The following is a 21,100-nucleotide window of genomic DNA, read 5'->3' as shown; positions in this document are numbered from 1 at the left end:
GCTTTGCTCCCACATAAATTCCCTCGCCACAGGGAGAACAGTGCCTTGTCCTGATACCCTTGCTTGCAAACCCCATCCTTGAGGCCCCATGGCAATCCCCACGCGCCGTTCACTCTTTCCTTTCCTGAGCTGGCTGCCCCGGCAGACCCGCGCCAGTGTCGGCCGTGACCTGATCGTCGGCCTGAGCGGCGCGATTCTCGCGTTGCCGCAGTCCATTGCCTACGCCCTGATTGCCGGTTTGCCACCGGAGTACGGCTTGTATGCGGCGATCGTGCCGGTGCTCATCGCCTGCCTGTGGGGTTCGTCGTGGCACCTGATCTGCGGCCCCACGGCGGCGATTTCCATCGTCTTGTACGCCACCGTCAGTCCGCTGGCCGTCCCCGCCAGCCAGGACTACATCACCTTGATCCTGCTACTGACGGTGTTGGCGGGCATTTTTCAATGGTTGCTGGGACTGCTGCGTTTCGGTGCGCTGGTGAATTTCGTCTCGCATTCGGTGGTGCTGGGTTTCACCCTGGGCGCGGCGGTGGTGATTGCCCTGGGGCAGTTGCCGAACCTGCTGGGCCTCGACCTGCCGAACGAAGCCACGGCGTTGAGGGGGCTGCTGATGCTGGTCGACCACATCGGGGCTGTGGATAAGCCATCGCTGCTGCTGGGCTTGGGGACCCTGGTCCTGGGCGTGGTGCTCAAGCGCCTGCTGCCGCGTTGGCCGAGCCTGTTGATAACTTTAGTCATCAGCAGCCTGGTGGTCTGGTTGTGGCCGGCGATGTTCGCGCATGTGGCGCTGGTCAGTGCCTTTGCCGGGCGCCTGCCGCCGCTCACGCTGTTGCCGTTGGACCTGGAGCTGATCCTGCGCCTGCTGCCCGGGGCGGTTGCGGTGGGCATGCTCGGGCTGGTCACCAGCCTGTCCATCGCCCGCTCGCTGGCGGTACGTTCCGGGCAATTGCTCGATGCGAACCAGGAGGTGAGGGCGCAGGGGCTTTCCAACATCGTTGGCGGATTTTTCTCCGGATCATTGTCGGCCGGTTCCTTTACCCGTTCCGGCCTCAGCTATGACGCCGGGGCCTGCTCGCCCCTGGCCGGGGTGTTCTCGGCCTTGTGGGTGGCGTTGTTTGCGGTCGCCGGGGCGAACCTGATTGCGCACATTCCGATTCCGGCCATGGCCGGCAGCATTTTGTTGATCGCCTGGGGACTGGTGGACCACCGCGGTATCCGGGCGTTGTACCGCGTGAGCCGCGCCGAATTTGTGGTGATGAGCCTGACCTGCCTGGCCACGTTGCTGCTGGAGCTGCAAACCGCCATCTACGCCGGCGTACTGGCCTCGCTGTTCTTTTACCTCAAGCGCACTTCACAGCCGCGGGTGCAGCATTTTCGCGAAGGGGAGGCGGAGATCCTGCGGGTCGGCGGCTCGATCTTTTTCGGCGCCAGCCATTACCTGCAAGCGCGCCTGCAACGGTTGCAGGCGCAGCGGGTGGTAATCGATGCCCAGCAGATCAACTTCATCGATTATTCCGGGGTGGAAATGCTCCACCAGGAAGCCCGGCGCCTGCGCAGCCAGGGCCGTAGCCTGACCTTGCGCATGGCCCGGCCCCAGGTGGTGGAGGAGTTGTTGAAGCTGGAGGGGGCGCAGAAGTGCCCGATTCATTTCGAAGACTGAAAAGGTTCAGGCACACAAAATTTGGTGCAAGAGGACTTGTGGGAGCAAAGCTTGCTCGCGATGAATGCGACGCGGTCTTTTGGAAACCGAGGCGCCTGCTTCGCGAGCAAGCTTTGCTCCCACAGGAGCTTAAAGCGCCAGTTGGCGGCGCAGCTCGGCAAGTACTGGCGCGGTGTCCGGGCGTACCCCGCGCCACAGGTAGAACGCTTCACCTGCCTGTTCGGCGAGCATGCCCAGGCCATCCATCGCCACCGCCGCACCGTGTTCCTTGGCCCAACGGCAGAACGAGGTCGGTTCCTTGCCATACATCATGTCGTAGCAAACCGTCTTGCCGGGCTCGATCAAGCTGGCGGCAATCGGCGGTACATCCCCCGACAGGCTCGCGGAGGTGGCGTTGATGACCAGGTCCACCGGTTCTTGCAGCCAGTCGAACCCGCTGGCGGAAACCGGGCCCAGGTCGGCGAACAACTCGGCCAGCAATTCGGCCTTTTCCACCGTGCGATTGGCGATGATCACCGAGGCCGGCGCTTCGGCCAGCAACGGTTCCAGGGCACCGCGCACCGCGCCGCCGGCCCCGAGCAACAGGATGCGCTTGCCCTTGAGGCTGAAGCCGGCGTTGACGGTCAGGTCCCTGACCAGCCCGGCGCCGTCGGTGTTGTCACCCAGCAGGCGACCGTCGGCCAGTTTGCTCAACGTATTGACCGCCCCGGCCCGCTGGGCCCGCTCGGTCAGGCTGTCGGCCAGGCGGAAGGCGTCTTCCTTGAACGGCACCGTGACGTTTGCCCCACGCCCCTCGCGGAAAAATTCTCGGGCGCAACCGGCGAAATCCTCCAAGGGCGCCAGCAACGTGCTGTAGTCCAGGGTTTGCCCGGTCTGCTCGGCAAACAGGCGATGGATCAACGGCGACTTGCTGTGGCCGATCGGGTTACCCATTACAACGTAGCGGTCCATGGATAATCCTCGTTCAGGCCGTCGCCAGCCAATCGCGATCCTGCAGGAAGTACTCGGTCAGCCGCGCTTCTTCGCTGCCCGGTTCGGCTTTCCAGTCGTAGCCCCAGCGCACTTGCGGTGGCAGGGACATCAGGATCGATTCGGTACGTCCACCCGATTGCAGCCCGAACAGGGTGCCGCGGTCGTAGACCAGGTTGAATTCCACGTAGCGCCCACGACGGTATTCCTGGAATTCCCGCTGTTTGGCGGTGAACGCGTCGTGCTTGCGGCGGCGCACGATCGGCAGGTAGGCATCGATGTAGGCGTCGCCGATGGCGCGGATGAAGGCGAAGCAGGTGTCGAAATCCCACGCGTTCAGGTCGTCGAAAAACAGGCCGCCGATGCCTCGGGGCTCGTTGCGATGCTTGAGGTGGAAATAGCTGTCGCACCAGGCTTTGTAGCGCGGGTACACCTCGGGGCCGAATGGCGCGCAGGCCTGCTCGGCGACACGGTGCCAATGGACGCAGTCTTCCTCGACGCCGTAGTAAGGCGTCAGGTCGAAGCCGCCACCAAACCACCAGACGGGTTCTTCGCCTTCCTTTTCGGCGATGAAGAAGCGCACGTTGGCGTGGGAGGTTGGCACGTGCGGGTTGTGCGGGTGGATCACCAGCGACACACCCAAGGCTTCGAAGCCGCGCCCGGCCAGTTCTGGCCGATGGGCGCTGGCTGAGGGTGGCAGGCCGCTGCCGAAGACGTGGGAAAAGTTGACGCCGCCCTTTTCGATCACCGTGCCGTTCTCGATCACCCGCGTGCGACCGCCACCACCGGCCGGCCGGGTCCAGGCATCTTCGACGAAGCGAGTGCCGCCGTCTTCGGTTTCCAGGGCGGTGCAGATACGGTCTTGCAGGTCGAGCAGGTAGGCTTTCACGGCCTCGGTGCGAGTGGACATGACATCACCTTGATCAGGGCTACGCTACGCGGCGTATGGCGGGCCGGTGGCAAATGGGCGCACAGGATACCACCGCACTTGCCCACACCACAGTTGACGACGGTCAAGCTTAGGAGTCCGATAGCAGGCTTGGTAAAAGTCCTGCGACAAGGAGAAAGTGAAGATGGCCAAACGTATCCAGTTCAGTTCCCACGGCGGTCCCGAAGTGCTCGAGTACGTCGATTACTCGCCTGCCGAGCCCGGCCCGCAGCAGGTGCGCGTCAGCAATAAGGCGATCGGCCTGAATTTCATCGACACCTACTACCGCAGCGGTCTTTATCCGCCACCGGCATTGCCATCGGGCCTGGGTGCCGAGGGCGCGGGCGTGGTCGAGGCGATCGGCTCGGACGTCAAGCGGTTCAAGGTCGGCGACCGAGTGGCGTACGGCAGCGGTCCGCTGGGGGCCTACAGCGATGTGCATGTGTTGCCCGAGGCCAACCTGGTTCATCTGCCCGAATCCATCAGTTTCGAACAGGCGGCCGGTGTGATGCTCAAGGGCCTGACCGTGCAATATCTGCTGCGCCAGACCTATGAACTCAAGGGCGGCGAGACCATCCTGTTCCACGCCGCTGCTGGTGGTGTGGGCTCCCTGGCCTGCCAGTGGGCCAAGGCCTTGGGCGTGAAGCTGATCGGCACCGTCAGCTCGCCGGAAAAGGCCGCCATCGCCAAAGCCCACGGCGCGTGGGCAACCATCGACTACAGCAAGGAAAACGTCGCACAGCGGGTGCTGGAATTGACTGACGGCAAGAAGGTGCCCGTGGTGTACGACGGAGTTGGCAAGGACACTTGGTTGACCTCCCTGGACAGCGTCGCCCCCCGTGGCCTGGTGGTGAGCTTCGGCAATGCTTCAGGTGCGGTGGACGGTGTGAACCTGGGGATCCTCGCGGCCAAGGGCTCGCTCTACGTCACCCGCCCGACCCTGGCGACTTACGCCAACAACGCCGAAAACCTGCAGCGCATGGCCGACGAGCTGTTCGGGATGATCAGCAGCGGCAAGATCAAAGTGGATATCAACCAGCGTTATCCACTGGCGGAAGCGGCCAAGGCTCATACCGAGTTATCGGCGCGGCGCACGACGGGGTCGACCGTTCTCCTGCCTTGAATTACAGGGTGTTTGTGATGGCCTCATCGCGGGCAAGCCATGCTCCCACAGGGTATGTTCTGTGGAAGTAGGCCATGTTCCCACAGGCCATGCTCTGTGGAGGTAGATCTCCCACAGGCTATGTTCTGTGAAAGTAGGCCTCACTCCCACAGGTTTTACTCTGTGGGAGCAAGGCTTGCCCGCGATGAACGATGACGCGGTATCAGTCCGGGCGCACGACCTTGCCAGTAGCCAGGTCGCGAATCACGCTGGGGTTCTTGCGCCCGCCCAGGTTGCCGCCCAGCACCAGGTCGATCTGCCCGCGGAAATACTGCTCGACGCGAATCCGCGTGCGCGCCGCCGGGCGTCCTTGGGGGTTGGCCGAGGTGGACACCAGCGGCCCGACCAGCGAGCACAAGTCGCGCACGGTGGGATGATCGCTGACCCGCAGGGCGACGGTGTCGTGCACCCCGGTGATCCATTCCGGCAGCAGGTTCTGGTGCGGCACCAGCCAGGTATTGGGCCCCGGCCAGGTGCTGGCCATGCGGTCCATCCAGGTATCGGGGAAGTCTTCGAACAGGAAGTCGAACTGGTGGATGTTGTCAGCCACCAGGATCAGGCCTTTGTCGGGCAGCCGCGACTTGATCGCCAGCAGGCGTTCCACCGCCTCCTCGTTCCATGGGTCACAACCCAGGCCCCAGACCGCTTCGGTTGGATAGGCAATCACCGCCCCGGCACGAATTTCTCGCGCGGCTTGTTGCACACGCCAACTGTTGACCATGAAAGATTCTCCCGCAACGCAAATAAGGCTGTGGGCAGTTTACCGATCTTCCCCATAAAACCTAGCGTGCAAACCAGCGTCCGTTGTCGCAGGTGGCGCGTCCTTCCATCTCCAGTTCGGTCAACGCCGCCAGCACTTTGGGCAAGCCCCAGCCACTGGCGTCGGCCAGCGCCTCACTGCTCAGCGGCGCGGCATGCAGCAGGCGCAGCAGCGGATGGGTCACGGGCACGGGCTCCGAGGCCGGCGGCAACCGCTGCCAACCGCGCAGCGCTTCGAGGATATGCTCGACGGTTTCCACCAGCGCCGCACCGTCGCGGATCAGTTGATGGCAGCCTCGGGCCCCGGGGTGATGGATCGATCCAGGAATGGCGTACACCTCGCGACCCTGTTCCGCCGCCAGTCGCGCGGTGATCAGTGAGCCGCTGGCGACACTGGCCTCTACCACCAGCACGCCCAGGGACAAGCCGCTGATGATCCGGTTGCGCCGCGGAAAGTTGCTGGCGTGGGGCGGTGCGTCCAACGGGAACTCCGACAACACCGCGCTGCCCTGGGCAATCATCGCGTCCGCCAGCCGACGATTGCGCTGTGGATAAAAATTTTCCAGACCGGTGCCCAACACGCCGACGGTGCGCCCGCCAACATCCAGCGCCGCCTGATGGGCCGCCGCATCGATGCCCAGGGCCAGGCCGCTGGTGATGACAAAACCGGCCCCGGCCAGGCTTCGGGAAAACGCCGCCGCAGTGTCCATGCCGGGGCGTGATGCCCGCCGACTGCCGACCATCGCCAGCTGGGGTTTTTCCAGGATCGAGGTGTCGCCAGCGACGAACAGCAGCGGCGGCGCATCGCTGATCTGCGCCAGCAGCGCCGGGTAGTCGGGTTGGTCCCACATCAGTAAATGCTGGCCCGCACGCTCCAGCCAGGCCAATGCATGGGCGGCGCCGTCACGCACATCCGGGTTGCGCCGCGCCTCGGCACAGGCCAGCGGCAAGCCCAGCGCGCGCCAGGCGCTGGCCGGTGCACTGATGGCCTTGGAGGCCGAGCCGAAGGCCTCCATCAGCGTCATGAAACGTTTGGGTCCCAGCTCCGGCAAGCGGTGAAGGCGTAGCCGGGCCTCCAGTTCCGCAGGGGAAACCGGCGTAGATTCAGGTAATGACATGCGATCATCCTTGACCGTTATAAGCCCCGTACAAACGGGAACAAGCTGTGGATAACTCTGTTGGTAACTTGTGAGACCCGTTACGGATTACGGACCTTGTCGAGCACCGCCAACGAGCGCGATGCGTACAGCACCAGGCCATAGCTGAGCTTGTCGTAGGTGCGGAAAACCATCAGCAGGCCGGCGCGCTCATCGGGGATCTTCACCCGCTCGCCCGTAATGCGGTCGCGTACGGTTTCACCGGTCTTCATCACCGCCAGCACATTGCCTTCGGCCAGCCCGTCGCGCCGGCCCTTGTTCAGGGTGACCACGTCCAGCGCGCCGATCTGGGTCACGCCTCGCGGCACGTCCAGGATCAACCCGTGGATGTCCGATTTCGGCGCGCTGGGCATGAACGTCGAGTTGATCGAGCGCTCTTCGCCGCTGAACAAACGATCACCCAGGCGCACTTCCTGGGTGGTGCGTTGCAGGGCCAGGGTAGTGACATCGCCCTCGGTGGCGACCACCTCGCCGCCGCCGATGTCGTCGGCGTTGATGCCCAGGAATTCCTTGGTCTCGGGGTCGGTGTAGACCTTGCCCTGGCGAAAGATGCCGTACGCCGTCTGGTTCGCATCGAACGAGCCACGGGCAAAGACTCGATCCCCCATGCCACTGAGCACCCGTTCGGCATTGCCGGCGACGACGTAGGGGGCCTTGTTGAAATCCTCAGGCGTGTCGACGATGCGGTTGCTCAGCAGGAAGCTGTTGATGGCTTGCAGTGGAATGCTCGGGATGGCGTCGGCCACTGGCGAGCTGCGAATGCGCGGCGACAGCTTGATGGTGCCGCGCGAGGCGCCGCGATTGAGGGTCAGGCGCGGCTGGCCGTTGACGTAGACCAGCGACAGGGTGTCGCCCGGATAAATCAGGTTGGGGTTTTCGATCTGCGGGTTGGCCTGCCACAGCTCGGGCCATTTCCACGGCTCGCGCAGGTACTTGCCGGAAATGTCCCACAGCGTGTCCCCCGTCACCACCGTGTATTGCTGGGGAAAACCTTCCCGAAGTTGCACTTGCCCGTGCGCGATCCCGGCCGAGGCCAGGAGCAGCAGGGCGAGTAGTGATTTCCTCATGCGGTGAATCCCTTTATTATGTGCGTTCGCGTAAAACGCCAGAGCCCCCGTGGCTCGCTGCTTAAGGAGCTATTCTCCACAAGAGCAACGTTTTACAACGGTAGCCTGCATCCCAAGACACGCCAGGCCAGCCACCCGACTTTACCTCACACGTGCATTTATCAAGCTTATGGCCATTTTGAACATTCTCGAATTTCCGGACCCGCGCCTGCGCACTATCGCCAAACCAGTGGCCGTAGTGGACGACGAAGTGCGTCAGTTGGTCGATGACATGTTTGAAACAATGTATGAAGCGCCAGGCATCGGCCTCGCCGCGACCCAGGTCAACGTGCACAAGCGTATCGTCGTCATGGACCTCTCCGAAGACCGCAGCGAGCCGCGGGTGTTCATCAACCCCGAGTTCGAAACCCTGACCGACGAGATGGACCAGTACCAGGAAGGCTGCCTCTCGGTGCCGGGCTTCTACGAAAACGTCGACCGCCCACAGAAGGTCAAGATCAAGGCCCTGGACCGTGACGGCCAGCCATATGAACTGATCGCCGAAGGCTTGCTGGCCGTGTGCATCCAGCACGAGTGTGACCACCTCAACGGCAAGTTGTTCGTGGATTACCTGTCTACCCTCAAGCGTGACCGCATCAAGAAAAAACTGGAAAAACTTCATCGCCAGAATGCTTGATGCCCCCCTTCAAAGGCTTGCCGCGGCAAGCCTTTTTCTTTTTGCGACTGCTTTGTAATTGAGAGCTACCCATGACTGAGCCAATGCGCATCGTCTTTGCCGGCACTCCCGAATTTGCCGCCGAACACCTCAAGGCCCTGCTGGCCAGCCCCCACGAAATCGTCGCGGTCTACACCCAACCGGACCGGCCGGCCGGTCGCGGGCAAAAACTGATGCCCAGCCCGGTCAAGCAACTGGCCCTGGAGCACGGTATCGAGGTGTTGCAGCCGCCGACCCTGCGCGATGCACAGGCCCAGGCCGAACTGGCGGCGCTCAAGCCAGACTTGATGGTGGTGGTCGCCTACGGCCTGATCCTGCCCCAAGTGGTGCTGGATATCCCGCGCCTGGGTTGCATCAACAGCCACGCCTCGCTGCTGCCGCGCTGGCGCGGTGCCGCGCCGATCCAGCGCGCCGTGGAAGCGGGCGATGCCGAGAGCGGCGTGACCGTGATGCGCATGGAAGCCGGCCTGGACACCGGGCCAATGCTGCTCAAGGTCAGCACCCCCATCAGCGCCGAAGACACCGGTGGCAGCCTGCACGACCGTCTCGCGCTCATTGGCCCGCCGGCCGTGGTCGAGGCGATTGCCGGCCTGGCCGCTGGCACCTTGGAAGGCGAAGTGCAGGATGACAGCCTCGCCACCTACGCGCACAAACTGAACAAGGACGAAGCCCGCATCGACTGGAGCTGCCCAGCCGTTGAGCTGGAGCGCCTGGTGCGGGCCTTCAATCCTTGGCCGATCTGCCACAGCACCTTGAACGGCGAAGCCCTGAAAGTGCTGGCGGCCAGTTACGCCGAAGGGAAGGGCGCACCGGGTGAAATCCTCAGCGCCAGCAAGGATGGCCTGGTCGTGGCCTGCGGCGAGCAGGCGTTGTGCCTGACGCGCTTGCAACTGCCCGGTGGCAAGGCACTGAATTTCAGCGACCTGTTCAACAGCCGCCGTGAGAAATTTGCCGTCGGCACTGTGCTCGGCCAAGCGACGGACGCCTCATGAACCCGCGTCTGGCCGCCGCCAAGGCACTTGCCGCCGTACTCAGTGGCAAAGCCTCCCTCAACAGTTCCCTGCCGACCCAACTGGACAAGGTCGAAGACCGTGATCGCGGTTTCACCCAGGACCTGGCGTTCGGCACCGCCCGTTGGCAGCCGCGGCTGTCGGCCCTCGCGGCGAAGCTGTTGCAGAAGCCGTTCAAGGCCGCCGATGCCGACGTCGAGGCGCTGCTGCTGGTGGGGCTCTATCAACTGCTCTACACCCGCGTCCCGGCCCACGCCGCCATCGGCGAAACCGTGGGCTGCGCCGACAAGCTGAAAAAGCCCTGGGCCAAGGCCCTGATCAATGCCGTGTTGCGCCGCGCCCAGCGGGAAAGCGAAACCCTGTTGGCCGAGCTGGAGCACGACCCGGTGGTCCGCACCGCTCACCCGCGCTGGCTGCAAAAATCCCTGAAGGCGTTCTGGCCCGAGCAATGGGAAGCCATCTGTGCGGCCAACAATGCCCATCCACCGATGATCCTGCGGGTCAACCGTCGCCACCATACCCGCGACGCCTACCTGGCGTTGCTGGGTGAGGCGGGCATCCCGGCCATCCCGTGCCAGTACAGCCGCGACGGCATCGTCCTGGAAACCCCGGGCGATGTGCGCGCACTGCCGGGCTTTGCCGAGGGCTGGATCAGCGTCCAGGACGAAGCCGCGCAACTGGCCGCTGACCTGCTGGAGCTGGCGCCCGGCCAAAGGGTGCTGGACGCTTGCTGCGCGCCGGGTGGCAAGACCTGTCACATCCTCGAGGCCGAGCCGAAGCTGGCCGGCGTGGTGGCGGTGGATCTGGAAGCCAAGCGCCTGGTGCGCGTGAAGGAAAACCTCGAACGCCTCGGCCTGGAGGCCGAGCTGATCGCCGCCGATGGCCGCGACACCGCGACCTGGTGGGACGGCAAGCCGTTCCAGCGCATCCTCCTCGACGCGCCATGCTCGGCCACCGGCGTGATCCGCCGCCATCCGGACATCAAGCTTACCCGCCAGCCGGACGACATTGCGGCGCTGGCCGTGTTGCAGGGCGAACTGCTCGATGCCCTGTGGCCGACCCTGGAAGTGGGTGGCATGCTGCTCTACGCCACCTGCTCGACCTTGCCGACCGAGAACACCGAAGTGATCGAAGCCTTCCTCGCCCGCACCCCAGGCGCCCGGGAGCTGGACATTGCCAGCCAGGCCGGCCTGAAGCAGCCTCACGGCCGGCAGTTGCTGGCCCAGGAAGGCGGTCACGACGGGTTCTACTACGCCAAGCTGATCAAGATCGCCGCCGCACGCGGTTAAGACCGATTCGATAGGAGTGACTGGATGAAAATCATCATCCTCGGCGCAGGACAAGTCGGCGGTTCGCTGGCGGAACATCTGGCCAGCGAGGCCAACGACATCACCGTGGTCGACACCGACGGCGAACGCCTGCGCAACCTCGGCGACCGTCTCGACATCCGCACCGTGCAAGGTCGCGGGTCGTTGCCGACGGTGCTGCGCCAAGCCGGCGCCGACGATGCCGACATGCTCGTGGCCGTGACCAACAGCGATGAAACCAACATGGTCGCCTGCCAGGTCGCCCACACGTTGTTCCACACCCCGACCAAGATCGCCCGGGTGCGCGAAGCGTCCTACCTGACCCGCGCGGACCTGTTCGACAACGAAGCGATCCCGGTGGATGTGCTGATCAGCCCCGAGCAGGTGGTGACCAACTACATCAAGCGCCTGATCGAGCACCCCGGCGCCTTGCAGGTGATCGACTTTGCCGAAGGCAAGGCGCAACTGGTGGCGGTCAAGGCCTACTACGGCGGGCCGCTGGTGGGCCAGCAACTGCGCCAGCTGCGCGAGCACATGCCGAATGTGGAAACCCGCGTTGCCGCGATTTTCCGCCGTGACCGGCCGATCCTGCCCCAGGGCGACACGGTGATCGAAGCCGACGACGAGGTGTTTTTCATCGCCGCCAAGGCGAACATTCGCGCGGTCATGAGCGAAATGCGCCGCCTGGACGAGAACTACAAGCGCATCGTCATCGCTGGCGGCGGGCAGATCGGCGAGCGCCTGGCCGAAGCCATCGAAAGCCGCTACCAGGTCAAGATCATCGAGATGAACCCGGCGCGCTGCCGCTACCTCTCCGACACCCTCGACAGCACCGTGGTATTGCAGGGCAGTGCTTCGGACCGCGACCTGCTGCTGGAAGAAAACATCGCCGACGCCGACATCTTCCTGGCCCTGACCAACGACGACGAAGCCAACATCATGTCGTCGCTATTGGCCAAGCGCCTGGGGGCGAAGAAGGTCATGACCATCATCAACAACCCGGCCTACGTCGACCTGATCCAGGGCGGCGACATCGACATCGCCATCAGCCCGCAACTGGCAACCATCGGCACCTTGCTGGCCCACGTGCGCCGCGGTGACATCGTCAGCGTCCACTCCCTGCGCCGCGGCGCGGCCGAAGCCATCGAAGCCATTGCCCACGGCGACGCCAAATCCAGCAAAGTGATCGGCAAAGCCATCCGCGACATCGGCCTGCCTCCAGGCACCACCATCGGCGCGATCATCCGCGACGAAGAAGTGCTGATCGCCCACGACGACACCGTTATCCAGACCGGCGACCATGTGATCCTGTTCCTGGTGGACAAAAAGCACATTCGCGATGTCGAGAAGCTGTTCCATGTGGGGTTGAGTTTCTTCTGACCACCACGGATCATTCCCACGCTCTGCGTGGGAATGCCTCTACGGACGCTCTGCGTTCGGCTCTTGAGGGGACGCAGAGCGTCCCGGGCTGCATTCCCACGCAGAGCGTGGGAACGATCTTAGTCATGAGGAGTTTTTAAAATGCTCGACTCCCTGGAAAAAATGCTCGCCAAGGGGGTGGACAACGCCCTGCTGCGCTTCGGCCTGGGCAAGGGCTACCTCGACCTAGGCGAATTCCCCCGAGCAGCCGAACACCTCCAACGCTGCGTCGAATTCGACCCCAAATACTCAGCCGCCTGGAAACTCCTAGGCAAGGCCCACCAAGGCCAAGGCGACGCCGCCGCAGCCCGCCAAGCCTGGGAACAAGGCCTTGAAGCCGCCCGAGCCCACGGCGACAAACAAGCCGAAAAAGAAATGACCGTGTTCCTCAAAAAACTGGATCGCCACCCCTGACTTCACACAAAACTGCTTTTGTGGCGAGGGAGCTTGCTCCCGCTTGAGTGCGCAGCACTCACAAAAAAGCCCACCCCGTTCTCAATACCAGCCCGCCAAGCAGCCAACACACAAAACCCCTGTGGCGAGGGGATTTATCCCCGCTGGGCTGCGCAGCAGCCCCAAACTGCCAATGCGGTTTGTCTGATAGACAGGAAACTAACAGAGATTTTCTTCTTAATAGAGGCCACCGATTTTTACCAAATCTATGGAGTGGATAATGACGAGCGAAAATAGAGAATTGAGTCCGGATCTTCACTCGCAAATTAAGAAATTCAGTAGTGACGGAGATCTGCTGGCTGAGTCAGGCCGCTTTGAGGAAGCAGTAGCCCAATATAACAAGGCGTGGGCATTAATCCCTTCCCCAAAAAATGATTGGGAGGCTGCAACCTGGATCCTGGCGGCTATCGCTGACGCTTGCTTCCTATCCGGATTTACGACCTCCGCTCGCGAAGCTTTGCAGTACGCAATGACTTGCCCTGGCGGGATTGGAAATCCTTTTTTGCACCTGCGTCTTGGACAGGTTTTGCTCGATGATGGTCAAGATGACCGTGCAGCAGATGAGCTGATGCGCGCATACATGGGAGCTGGCCCACAGATTTTCGCCGCGGAAGACGCCCGCTACTTGGCTTTTCTCAGGACACGTGCTGATCTTGACGCAGGGTGAAAAAGCGATGAAGCGGCTTCTCCGGTTGTTAGCCGTATTATGGGTACTATTCACGCCTCACATCTTTGCCAGTGACGCTGAAGGTGTACGCCTGTCAGACGAAGCTACAGACATCAATCACACCTTACGCAACGATGCAGTCATGAGTCGCTACGAAGGCAAACCATTTCTAAAACTATTGGATTTCTACGTTTTAAAATCCATCGGCAGGATTGAGCCAGAGCAATTGAACGCCTTGGCTCAACTGGAGCCCAAGCTACGCGAGACCTATGCCTCCCAAGGAACGTGGTTTGAAATAGTGGCTGAACAGATGGACCTTCCAGATGAGCTTCCCAGCCAAATCGACGCCGCGTGGGATTCCTATTCCAAACACATGCAGCAGAAGGGATTGGCTGCCGACCCAATAGAGTTCACTTACCGATTTGTAGATGCCAACCTGATCGCTAATTGAGATGTCCGCTTTTGCGGCTGGCCTTGATCATCCCACCAGCCGCCTCGGGTCGATTGCAGCCCTTCGTGATATGTAGCAATCGGACTGAAAAGGGGAGAGGGCTGTAAGCGTCCGGCGAAGTCATCTACCCGATCCCAGCTATAGCACGATGATGGACATCTGCTCACAATTGGCGTGCACCAGCGCTATCATAGGTGCATTGAAGCCCTCGGACGCTCAGGACAGATGCTTTATTTATATGTAGATGGCAGCGACAACGATGCAATCGAGGCAGAGCTTGTGGCTGCGTTCGATGGTCTCGTTTGCGAATGGTCTGAGCTGGGTGCGTTCCTCGTGAACCAGAAACACGAACGCGATGAGAGCCTATCTGAGAATGACTTACCCGATTGGTTTATTGGGTTGAACCTTCCCATTGAGAACTATGGTATCGAGCAGGTCAACCGCTTGATTCCTTTTGCGCAGAGGCTCGCTGTATCTACGGGACGGGAGTTCGTCCTAGGTGTTTCTAGCGCTCAGGGTATTAGTGAGGATATGGTTTTTCTTGATGCGCATTCTGGGGAGCAAGAACACTCCATCCTTGTAAGCCTACTGAGTGCAAGCGTCCGGTGAGGGCAGTGTTCAAAAATGATGCTGCGTAAAGGACTGAAAATAAATTCGTCTCCTCATTCAGTCCTATTGGTTGGGCCATAGTTATCTTTCGAAAACTCCTCACAAACGTTGCCAAGTTCGTCTGCGCTTAAGGAATTTGCCTTCGATTCTATCTTGGCGAACACGCGAGCGTAGGCTTCCGAAGCCCGTAACTTTTTGAGGAAATCTGCATCTGCATCCTGTAGGAAGTGGGCGGCCACCGCAGAGTATCGCTCCCGCATACCAGGATTCACCGAAGAGCACTTGGCCTCGAAAAAATCATAGGGTGCAATAAAGGAAGCCGATGCTTCGTCAATGCACCCATCACCGGTACATGCTGAAGTAGCACCGGCTAATGTGGCCCAAAGCATCGGTAAGCAAGCCAAAGTTTTCAAAGTGTTTTGCATAGGTCGATCTTTATTAGGGTTGAAGAAATGCAATTTCGTACCCGCCACTTTCCGCGGAGAAACCGGGGGACAGACCACGATTTGGGCTCACCTGTAATCGGACTGTTTCATAGTCGTGGTCTGTTCCCGTTTCCCCAAGATAACACCTCAACCCTTAGGTTGAATAGAACGTAAGCACGCTCTCATATATTGCTGTGTCTTGAGTTATCAGTAAGAGGCGACAGGCGCCAAGCAGAGCATGCACGGGTTGTAAATCTTCAATTTGTGCCCAGAACTTGTCGACCTTATGGCTCTCTCCGAACGGTTGAAATGCGATAGCGCTGCTGAATTTGGAGAGCCTCGCCCGATCAGGCAAGCGCTCAAAAACATACCACTCATCAAAGCCCGGCGTGGGCAACTGATCGATATCCATAATGATAGGACTGATCGCCAAGTCACCTACACGTTGCCACCCGCTAGCGATCTCAACGGCGCTAAGGCTATAGGGTCCGCTATCCGACGCAGCAATCGCAACATAACGCCCACGTACGAGCTGAGGAAGCTGGTGTATGAGGTCACCCAGGTTAACGTCGTATCCATCGTGCCAGTCGAGAGTGCGGTAGCCCGCGTGCGCCCCGGTATGCAGTTCGGTTGTCATATATTTCCTTTCAGGATCAGCGATGACAAAAAAGGGATTTATCTCCTGAAAATAAATCTGTCCCCCGACTGCTAGTAAAAATCGTAATAAAGCGCCCACTCCCCAGTTTCATTGTGCTTCCAGAACATCAGGCTCCCACTGTCGACCACGTTCAGATTGATCTTCGAGTCCGATGAGATCTGGAACACAAACTCGAAGCCTTCACCCGGATCAACACCCGACTGGCAGAACGAGGGGTAACCGCCGATCTTGTGTTCGTAGGTATGGGTGACCAAGTCGTAATAGCTCTGGATCTTGCCCGCGCGTTCCAGCGTGAGGATTGCTTGCTCAAGGTCTTCCGGGACACCACCGCCATCCCACAGTGGAAAGTCCTCCGGCACCGCTTGCGCCGTCAGTGGGAAGGGTTTGAGGAATGTGCCTGCCACCGACAGAGACTTGCGCACCAACACATCATCCGGCCCGTACTCGCGGATAACCCAATTATCCCCCATCGGCTCAAAGTGCTCGGGGAACGGGTTTGAAATGAACACCGTCAGCACACGAACCCCTGCTAGCAGAGGGCTATTGATGGGCAGGGCGGGCAGGTAAAACTGCGCATAGGGGAGCAACTGTTGCCCCGCCTGATTAGTGGGCACCTCTTCATCCGGTCGGAACAGGAAGACATTGCCCAGCCAGCTTTCTTCATCGGTGCCGACAGGACGAAAGCCGCCGGCAATGAGCTTCACGGCGGGGCGGGCCAGGCGTTGCTTGATTTCCTGGATTTCCATGGCGATGTAAACCTCCTTTTTACTACAGGTATTAAGGCCGCAGATTGGCAGTGTACGAGAGTGGATAGCAGCGCTTCTCTGCCCGAGCTAGGCCACATTAGCGTCACGGATAATAGGGTAGGCATCCTCCCACTCCACGAGCCAATGACTTTCCCGATGGCTCCTAGCGTACCTGAGCGTCATCGATACCGGCTCGGCCAGTGATAAGGAAACGATAGAGCCCGAGGGCAAGGCTGCAAAGCCGGCGGATTCTGGTGCAGTTGTAGGCAAAGGCGCGAGGATACGTAGCTTGGAGGTGCGGTGGTTAGGTCCTGGCTTGGCCCTCAGCAGGTGGAGAAGCAGGAGCAAGCATCCATTGCGAGCGCTATTGAAGGGGCAAATCTAAGGAAAATAAATCTGTCCCCTTATTCCTACTTATTCCTCTTATTCCCCTTATTCCAAAACGTACCGAGCAACATCGACTGAAAAGGGGACTCACTCCGCCCCCGCTAGCCGGGCTGATTACCTATGCAATCAGGTAGGTCGGTGCCTATTGTGATCATTTCGACGGAAACGGTGGGGTGGCTGCCGAAGCCCCAAGAAACAGGTCCCCCATAATTCACCAGATCGTAGATCGCGCTTTCGCCAATAAGCTGGCCGTTGCGATTATCGTACAAGCGAAAAAAGGCCGGAATCTCCCAGCGAACAAACCACTGCTGCTGCTCTGGTTCATCCGGGGGCGACTGGGGGTGAAAGAGGCCGGGCAGTACCCAAAAAGGTTTGAACTCCTGAACTCGGTAGCAGCCGTTGGGGCTGATCCTGGCGGCGCCAACGGGCTTCGCCAGAGCCTTTTCCCACCACTGTGAAACGGCCCACAGCCCCGCGCAGAACACGAGTGCAATGAGGGCTAACGTTGGGAGCCGGGTTAGTTTTTTCATGTTCGCAGACCTATCGGTAACTCGCATATGAAGTTGTTCTTCCCACTCTTGAGCCCCTGGCACTGGGCTAACACTCAATGCGCGGTTTGACTGCCGGGATGGCAGTCACCTTACTCAAGGCAGATTTGAGACGTCGCGGGCAAGCTATTGAGGGACAGAAAAGGGAACGGGTTGCATCGATAGCAGAGCAGAAGGTCGTCCAAGCACCTCCCTTCGTCTCGTAAATGGCAACCTGACTGAGCCGTGTCTATAGTTTTTGGCGCCAAATCTATCGGAGGCTTGGACATGAGCCAGAGCATTTCGCCCGCCGCTTCAACCGCGCAAAAAACAGGTATGGCCGCCACGACCTTATGGGGCTCGGACAAAATCGCAGGTATCGCGGTCGATCCGGACGGTGCTATCTGGCTTGGCGCTTATAGTCGCCTGGGGCTGGGAGGCGAAGAGGATTCAGGCTTCACCGGCAGCCTGGTCCGGTTCAATGCCAACGGTAGCCTGGACCGCACCTTCAGTGGCGACGGTAGATCCCTGCTCCCTGTGTCGCTCGATATCGAGGACGGCGGCAATGCCGCCGTGCAGCCGGAAGGGGGCTATCTGGTGGCGCGCTACGTGAACGTAGACAACGTCTGGGTGTCGGGCATCAGTCGTAACTTGGCCGACGGCAGCCTCGATACGAGTTTCGGGAACGGCGGCACCGTGACAGTGCCTTTCTATTGGAATGAAGATCTAGGCCAGCAAGCGTCGTTCTCCGTGCAACGCGACGGCAGCTTCTTCGCAAGCGCTGGGTATCCGTCCGGGGAGATCTATATCGCCCGCTTCGACGCAACGGGGACCTTGGTCTCGTCTTTTGGAGAGGCTGGGGTCCTGCACCTACCAGCGACCGTCGGCATTCACCCCAGTAGCACGTTCGACGTTTCGCTGCAGGGAGACGGGAAGGTATTGGTCACGGGGCAAGATACCCTGACCCGCCTCAACCCGGACGGTACGCTGGATAGCAGCTTTGCGAACGGCGGCAGCCTGGCCCTGGATGTTCACGCAGACGCCCTCGTCATCCAGGATGACGGCAAAATCCTGCTGGCAGGCGCCTCGGGCGGCGTGACGAGCGTCATCCGACTCAATGCTGACGGCTCACTCGACACCGCTTTCGGCGATCAGGGTCGGGTCAGTTGGGGCTCGGAAAGCGCGCCTTTCGCAGTCGCCGACATGATCGTGCGGGCCGACGGCAAGCTATTGATTGGTGGAAGCCAAGGCACGAGCGCGGACGGCTATCTGGCCGCCTTGGTCCAGTTGAACCCCGACGGTCGCCTGGACCACAGCTTTGGCAATCCCGACGACGGCTATTACCACCTGGACGGTGGCCGCGATGCTGACTTCTTGCTCGGTACCGCCTCGTTCGACGATGCGATCCTTGGCGGGGCCGGTGACGATCTGCTCGATGGCCAGCAAGGTCGTGACCTACTGACGGGCGACGCCGGGGCCGATACGTTCCGTTACCAGTCAGTCACAGACAGCTACCGAACCGCCACCGCTGCCCATAGCGACCGCATCACCGACTTCGATCCCAGCACCGATACGCTCGACCTCGCCTCCCTGGGCTTCCTCGGGCTGGGCAATGGACATGACGGAACGCTGGCGATACGCGTCAATGAAAGCGGGACGCGGACCTACCTCAAAAGTTTCGAGGCCAACGCGGATGGGGAACGCTTCGAAGTGGTCTTCGACGGTAACTTGGGCCAAACGCTGAATGAAACCAACCTCGTGTTTCAGCAGGCCAGGTTGATGGGTACCGAAGGAGCCGATCGTTTACAAGGCAACGCTCGCGGCGAAATCATCGAAGGGGGCGCGGGCGATGATCGCCTTTATGGAGCGCTAGGGGATGATGTATTGGTTGGCGCAGAGGGCCGGGACCAATTGGTGGGGGGCGGTAACAACGATGTGTTCCGCTTCGACGGACTGAGCGACAGCTACCGCACCGCCACCGAAAATCACACTGATCGCCTGATTGACTATACCGTGGGTGAAGACACGATCGATTTGTCCGCCTTGGGCTTTACCCGACTGGGAAATGGTTACAACGGCACGTTGGACGTGATTTTCAATGAAGCCAAGGACCTGACTTACTTGAAGAGCTACGAAACCGACGCATCCGGGGCTCGATTCGAGTTGAGCTTGGTGGGGGACCATTCCGGTTACGGTAATTTGAACATCACCTTCGCCGAGCCTGCGGAAGAGGAGGCTATTCAATTGATTGGAGTGGTTAACGACGTCTGGGTGTAAAACGCAGACCTGGTGATTCCTTGCTCTTAGCCATTTGATCGTTCCCACGCTCCGCGTGGGAATGCAGCTAGGGACGCTCTGCGTCCCCCAAAGAGCCGAACGCAGAGCGTCCGTGGAGGCATTCCCACGCAGAGCGTGGGAACGATCTCAATCGGCAGCTCCTGCGTTAAAATCCCCAGCAATCATACGCGCGATGACAATTATGAAAGCTCCGAGAATGACTAAGACACACGGCTCTCTCCGGGCTCAAAAGCTCGTGGAACTGGGCTGGACTGTTAAACATGAATTCAAGGCTGACAACGAAACATACGAGTGGTATCTGGAATGGGAGCACGTTGAAGAGCCTCCATTGCTTTCCCCACAAGATGATTGGGGTAACTCAGAAACTCATGGCCCCCGTGACTGATTCAAAATGGCAGATTTAACGTTGCAGATATAAGCGCGATGGATGCGTTTTTACACAGTTCTTGGGGGGAGCTGAGGGGGAACTGGGGACAGATCACGATTTGGGTTCACCTGTATCGGCCCGTCTCATAATCGTGGTCTGTCCCCGTTTCCGCCAGTTCATTGGCGCAGTATGAAATAGAGAGAGCGAATCTCTTTCAAAAAACAAATGGCACGGCCCAGCGTAGGATGTTGGGGGTAAGGCTGCTTGCAGCGGTCCACTCGGAGCGTAGAGAAACGGAGTGACCGCTTTTGGCCGTTTGCAGCCCATCGCTAGGAAGGACCGTGGTGGGATATGCGGGAAAAGAAATTTGAGAATATTTACATCTCATCCGTTCGCTATCCACGGATAGAAGAACCAAAACCCGACGCAAAACGTCGGGTTTTTTCATTGGAGAAAAAATACTACTGCCGCGGCTCCACGTTATCCAACACCCGATTAGCCAGCAACGAACTCAGCTCAATCAGCTGCTGGATACCCTGCGCCACATGACGCCTCGATCCCTCCAGATCAAACGCCAAATCACTCACCATCGCATCAGCCGAAGCTAACGTCTCAGTGAGGTTGGCGAGCAGGCATTCGTTATCGAGGCCTTTCACGACGGCGTATAGCTGCCCCGGTTTGGGGTCGTCTTGGGATTTATCCGGTTTTGGTAGCAAGTAGTGATCGAGCACCCGTTTGGTGGTTTCGTCTTGCTGCTTGGCTTTGGATTTTGCGGATGTAGAGGTGGAATCTGCTTCTGGCGGATTCGGGGTAGTTTTGAACATAAGCTTCGGTTCCAAATGTGATGCCGACACCCCGAAGCTACTAAACAATGGGGTGGTAGCTGTACGCAGGTTAGTAGACCGGGGAACCGAAGAAGCCGGCGCGCCTGAGCGCCCTGCGTACAGCCACCATCAAGAACAGGGTCGGGCCCTGTTTGAGAAGCGCTTGTACAACTTCGATTACCTCGGGCTACTAAACCCGACCACTGATGGGCAGTGGCAGGAAAGACAATAGAACCCGGGGACAAGGCGCACAAGCGGGCGGATTCTGGCGTAGTTGTAGGCAAAGGCGCAAGGATGCGTAGCTTGATGAAGGTGTGTAGGCAGGTTCTGTAGGAGTGGGGTTTGCCGGCGATTTGGGTGACTTGTTTTGGTCTGGAACCGTGTCGATTTCATCGCGAGCAAGCTTTGCTCCCACAGGGGATCGGGGCTGTTGCAGAGACTGTGTTCGGCCACCACCCGGTGTGGGAGCGGGCTTGCTTGCGAAGAGGGTGGCATGTTCAACATTGATGCAAGCTGACCCGCCGCTTTCGCGAGCAAG

Annotated in this window: 21 protein-coding genes; 11 read left to right on the top strand and 10 right to left on the bottom strand. The window is 60.2% G+C overall.

The features are described from left to right. Window positions 1–88: 88 nt before the first annotated feature. Window positions 89–1,657 carry a SulP family inorganic anion transporter gene (locus AB4O09_RS00505; protein ID WP_003196286.1) on the top strand — a complete coding sequence of 523 codons (1,569 nt, stop codon included), beginning with the start codon at window positions 89–91 and terminating at the stop codon, window positions 1,655–1,657. Between the two features lie 129 nt (window positions 1,658–1,786). On the opposite strand, the gene aroE is transcribed toward AB4O09_RS00505, so the two are convergent. Beyond that, a complete protein-coding gene (gene aroE / locus AB4O09_RS00500) occupies window positions 1,787–2,608 on the bottom strand; it encodes a shikimate dehydrogenase (RefSeq protein WP_013691961.1) in 822 nt (273 codons plus the stop codon). A 13-nt stretch (window positions 2,609–2,621) separates the two neighbouring features. Beyond that, window positions 2,622–3,536, bottom strand: coding sequence for an oxygen-dependent coproporphyrinogen oxidase (hemF, locus tag AB4O09_RS00495; RefSeq protein WP_003196290.1), 915 nt, complete (start codon window positions 3,534–3,536; stop codon window positions 2,622–2,624). Window positions 3,537–3,699: 163 nt separating this feature from the next. Here hemF and AB4O09_RS00490 point away from each other — a divergent pair, with 163 nt between their 5' ends. Then, window positions 3,700–4,677, top strand: a complete 978-nt coding sequence (locus AB4O09_RS00490; RefSeq protein WP_013691962.1) for an NADPH:quinone reductase — start codon at window positions 3,700–3,702, stop codon at window positions 4,675–4,677. 202 nt (window positions 4,678–4,879) lie between these two features. Here AB4O09_RS00490 and AB4O09_RS00485 read toward each other — a convergent pair whose 3' ends face one another. The 3 genes from AB4O09_RS00485 to AB4O09_RS00475 all read right to left on the bottom strand — a co-directional run bounded on the left by AB4O09_RS00485 (window position 4,880) and on the right by AB4O09_RS00475 (window position 7,699). Next, window positions 4,880–5,437: an L-threonylcarbamoyladenylate synthase type 1 TsaC gene (locus tag AB4O09_RS00485; RefSeq protein ID WP_003196294.1), complete on the bottom strand. Its 558-nt coding sequence runs from the start codon at window positions 5,435–5,437 to the stop codon at window positions 4,880–4,882. Between the two features lie 61 nt (window positions 5,438–5,498). Further along, entirely contained in the window at window positions 5,499–6,593 is a 1,095-nt protein-coding gene (dprA, locus tag AB4O09_RS00480; protein ID WP_003196296.1) for a DNA-processing protein DprA, read from the bottom strand. Window positions 6,594–6,673: 80 nt separating this feature from the next. Beyond that, window positions 6,674–7,699, bottom strand: a complete 1,026-nt coding sequence (locus AB4O09_RS00475) for a LysM peptidoglycan-binding domain-containing protein (protein ID WP_003196298.1) — start codon at window positions 7,697–7,699, stop codon at window positions 6,674–6,676. A gap of 169 nt (window positions 7,700–7,868) precedes the next feature. Between AB4O09_RS00475 and def the strand changes: the two genes are divergently transcribed. The 8 genes from def (at window position 7,869) to AB4O09_RS00435 (ending at window position 14,330) form a co-directional block, all read left to right on the top strand. Beyond that, on the top strand, window positions 7,869–8,375 hold the full coding sequence (gene def / locus AB4O09_RS00470; protein WP_003196300.1) for a peptide deformylase: 507 nt from the start codon (window positions 7,869–7,871) through the stop codon (window positions 8,373–8,375). 71 nt (window positions 8,376–8,446) lie between these two features. Continuing rightward, a complete protein-coding gene (gene fmt, locus AB4O09_RS00465; RefSeq protein ID WP_003196302.1) occupies window positions 8,447–9,406 on the top strand; it encodes a methionyl-tRNA formyltransferase in 960 nt (319 codons plus the stop codon). Then, window positions 9,403–10,713 carry a 16S rRNA (cytosine(967)-C(5))-methyltransferase RsmB gene (gene rsmB, locus AB4O09_RS00460; RefSeq protein ID WP_003196303.1) on the top strand — a complete coding sequence of 437 codons (1,311 nt, stop codon included), beginning with the start codon at window positions 9,403–9,405 and terminating at the stop codon, window positions 10,711–10,713. The genes fmt and rsmB overlap by 4 nt, the downstream gene beginning before the upstream one ends. Before the next feature lie 24 nt (window positions 10,714–10,737). After that, a complete protein-coding gene (gene trkA / locus AB4O09_RS00455; protein WP_003196305.1) occupies window positions 10,738–12,111 on the top strand; it encodes a Trk system potassium transporter TrkA in 1,374 nt (457 codons plus the stop codon). Between the two features lie 141 nt (window positions 12,112–12,252). Further along, complete coding sequence (locus AB4O09_RS00450) at window positions 12,253–12,564, top strand: tetratricopeptide repeat protein (RefSeq protein WP_013691965.1); 312 nt, start codon at window positions 12,253–12,255, stop codon at window positions 12,562–12,564. Between the two features lie 259 nt (window positions 12,565–12,823). After that, complete coding sequence (locus AB4O09_RS00445) at window positions 12,824–13,270, top strand: hypothetical protein (RefSeq protein ID WP_027912890.1); 447 nt, start codon at window positions 12,824–12,826, stop codon at window positions 13,268–13,270. Further along, window positions 13,257–13,721: a hypothetical protein gene (locus AB4O09_RS00440; protein WP_233839812.1), complete on the top strand. Its 465-nt coding sequence runs from the start codon at window positions 13,257–13,259 to the stop codon at window positions 13,719–13,721. Before AB4O09_RS00445 ends, AB4O09_RS00440 begins: the two co-directional genes overlap by 14 nt. A 225-nt stretch (window positions 13,722–13,946) precedes the next feature. Then, complete coding sequence (locus tag AB4O09_RS00435; protein ID WP_100263654.1) at window positions 13,947–14,330, top strand: hypothetical protein; 384 nt, start codon at window positions 13,947–13,949, stop codon at window positions 14,328–14,330. Between the two features lie 53 nt (window positions 14,331–14,383). On the opposite strand, the gene AB4O09_RS00430 is transcribed toward AB4O09_RS00435, so the two are convergent. From AB4O09_RS00430 to AB4O09_RS00415, 4 genes are all read right to left on the bottom strand, one after another. Continuing rightward, window positions 14,384–14,755, bottom strand: coding sequence for a hypothetical protein (locus tag AB4O09_RS00430; protein ID WP_027912891.1), 372 nt, complete (start codon window positions 14,753–14,755; stop codon window positions 14,384–14,386). 154 nt (window positions 14,756–14,909) lie between these two features. Then, a complete protein-coding gene (locus AB4O09_RS00425) occupies window positions 14,910–15,491 on the bottom strand; it encodes a hypothetical protein (RefSeq protein ID WP_177327715.1) in 582 nt (193 codons plus the stop codon). After that, complete coding sequence (locus tag AB4O09_RS00420) at window positions 15,464–16,159, bottom strand: DUF1963 domain-containing protein (RefSeq protein WP_028237732.1); 696 nt, start codon at window positions 16,157–16,159, stop codon at window positions 15,464–15,466. The genes AB4O09_RS00425 and AB4O09_RS00420 overlap by 28 nt, the downstream gene beginning before the upstream one ends. Window positions 16,160–16,647: 488 nt before the next feature. Then, the gene (locus AB4O09_RS00415; protein ID WP_027912892.1) at window positions 16,648–17,076 is read right to left on the bottom strand and encodes a hypothetical protein; all 429 of its coding nucleotides are present in this window, start codon (window positions 17,074–17,076) and stop codon (window positions 16,648–16,650) included. Window positions 17,077–17,361: 285 nt separating this feature from the next. Between AB4O09_RS00415 and AB4O09_RS00410 the strand changes: the two genes are divergently transcribed. Then, complete coding sequence (locus AB4O09_RS00410) at window positions 17,362–19,350, top strand: M10 family metallopeptidase C-terminal domain-containing protein (RefSeq protein WP_460107840.1); 1,989 nt, start codon at window positions 17,362–17,364, stop codon at window positions 19,348–19,350. Between the two features lie 849 nt (window positions 19,351–20,199). Here the strand turns inward: AB4O09_RS00410 and AB4O09_RS00405 are convergent. After that, window positions 20,200–20,562, bottom strand: a complete 363-nt coding sequence (locus AB4O09_RS00405) for a DUF6124 family protein (RefSeq protein ID WP_028237727.1) — start codon at window positions 20,560–20,562, stop codon at window positions 20,200–20,202. Window positions 20,563–21,100 lie beyond the last annotated feature (538 nt).

The sequence above is a fragment of the Pseudomonas sp. H1_F01 genome (genome assembly GCF_054681425.1).
The sequence above is the reverse complement of the archived record's forward strand: the minus strand, read 5'-3'. Positions and strand labels throughout refer to the sequence as shown.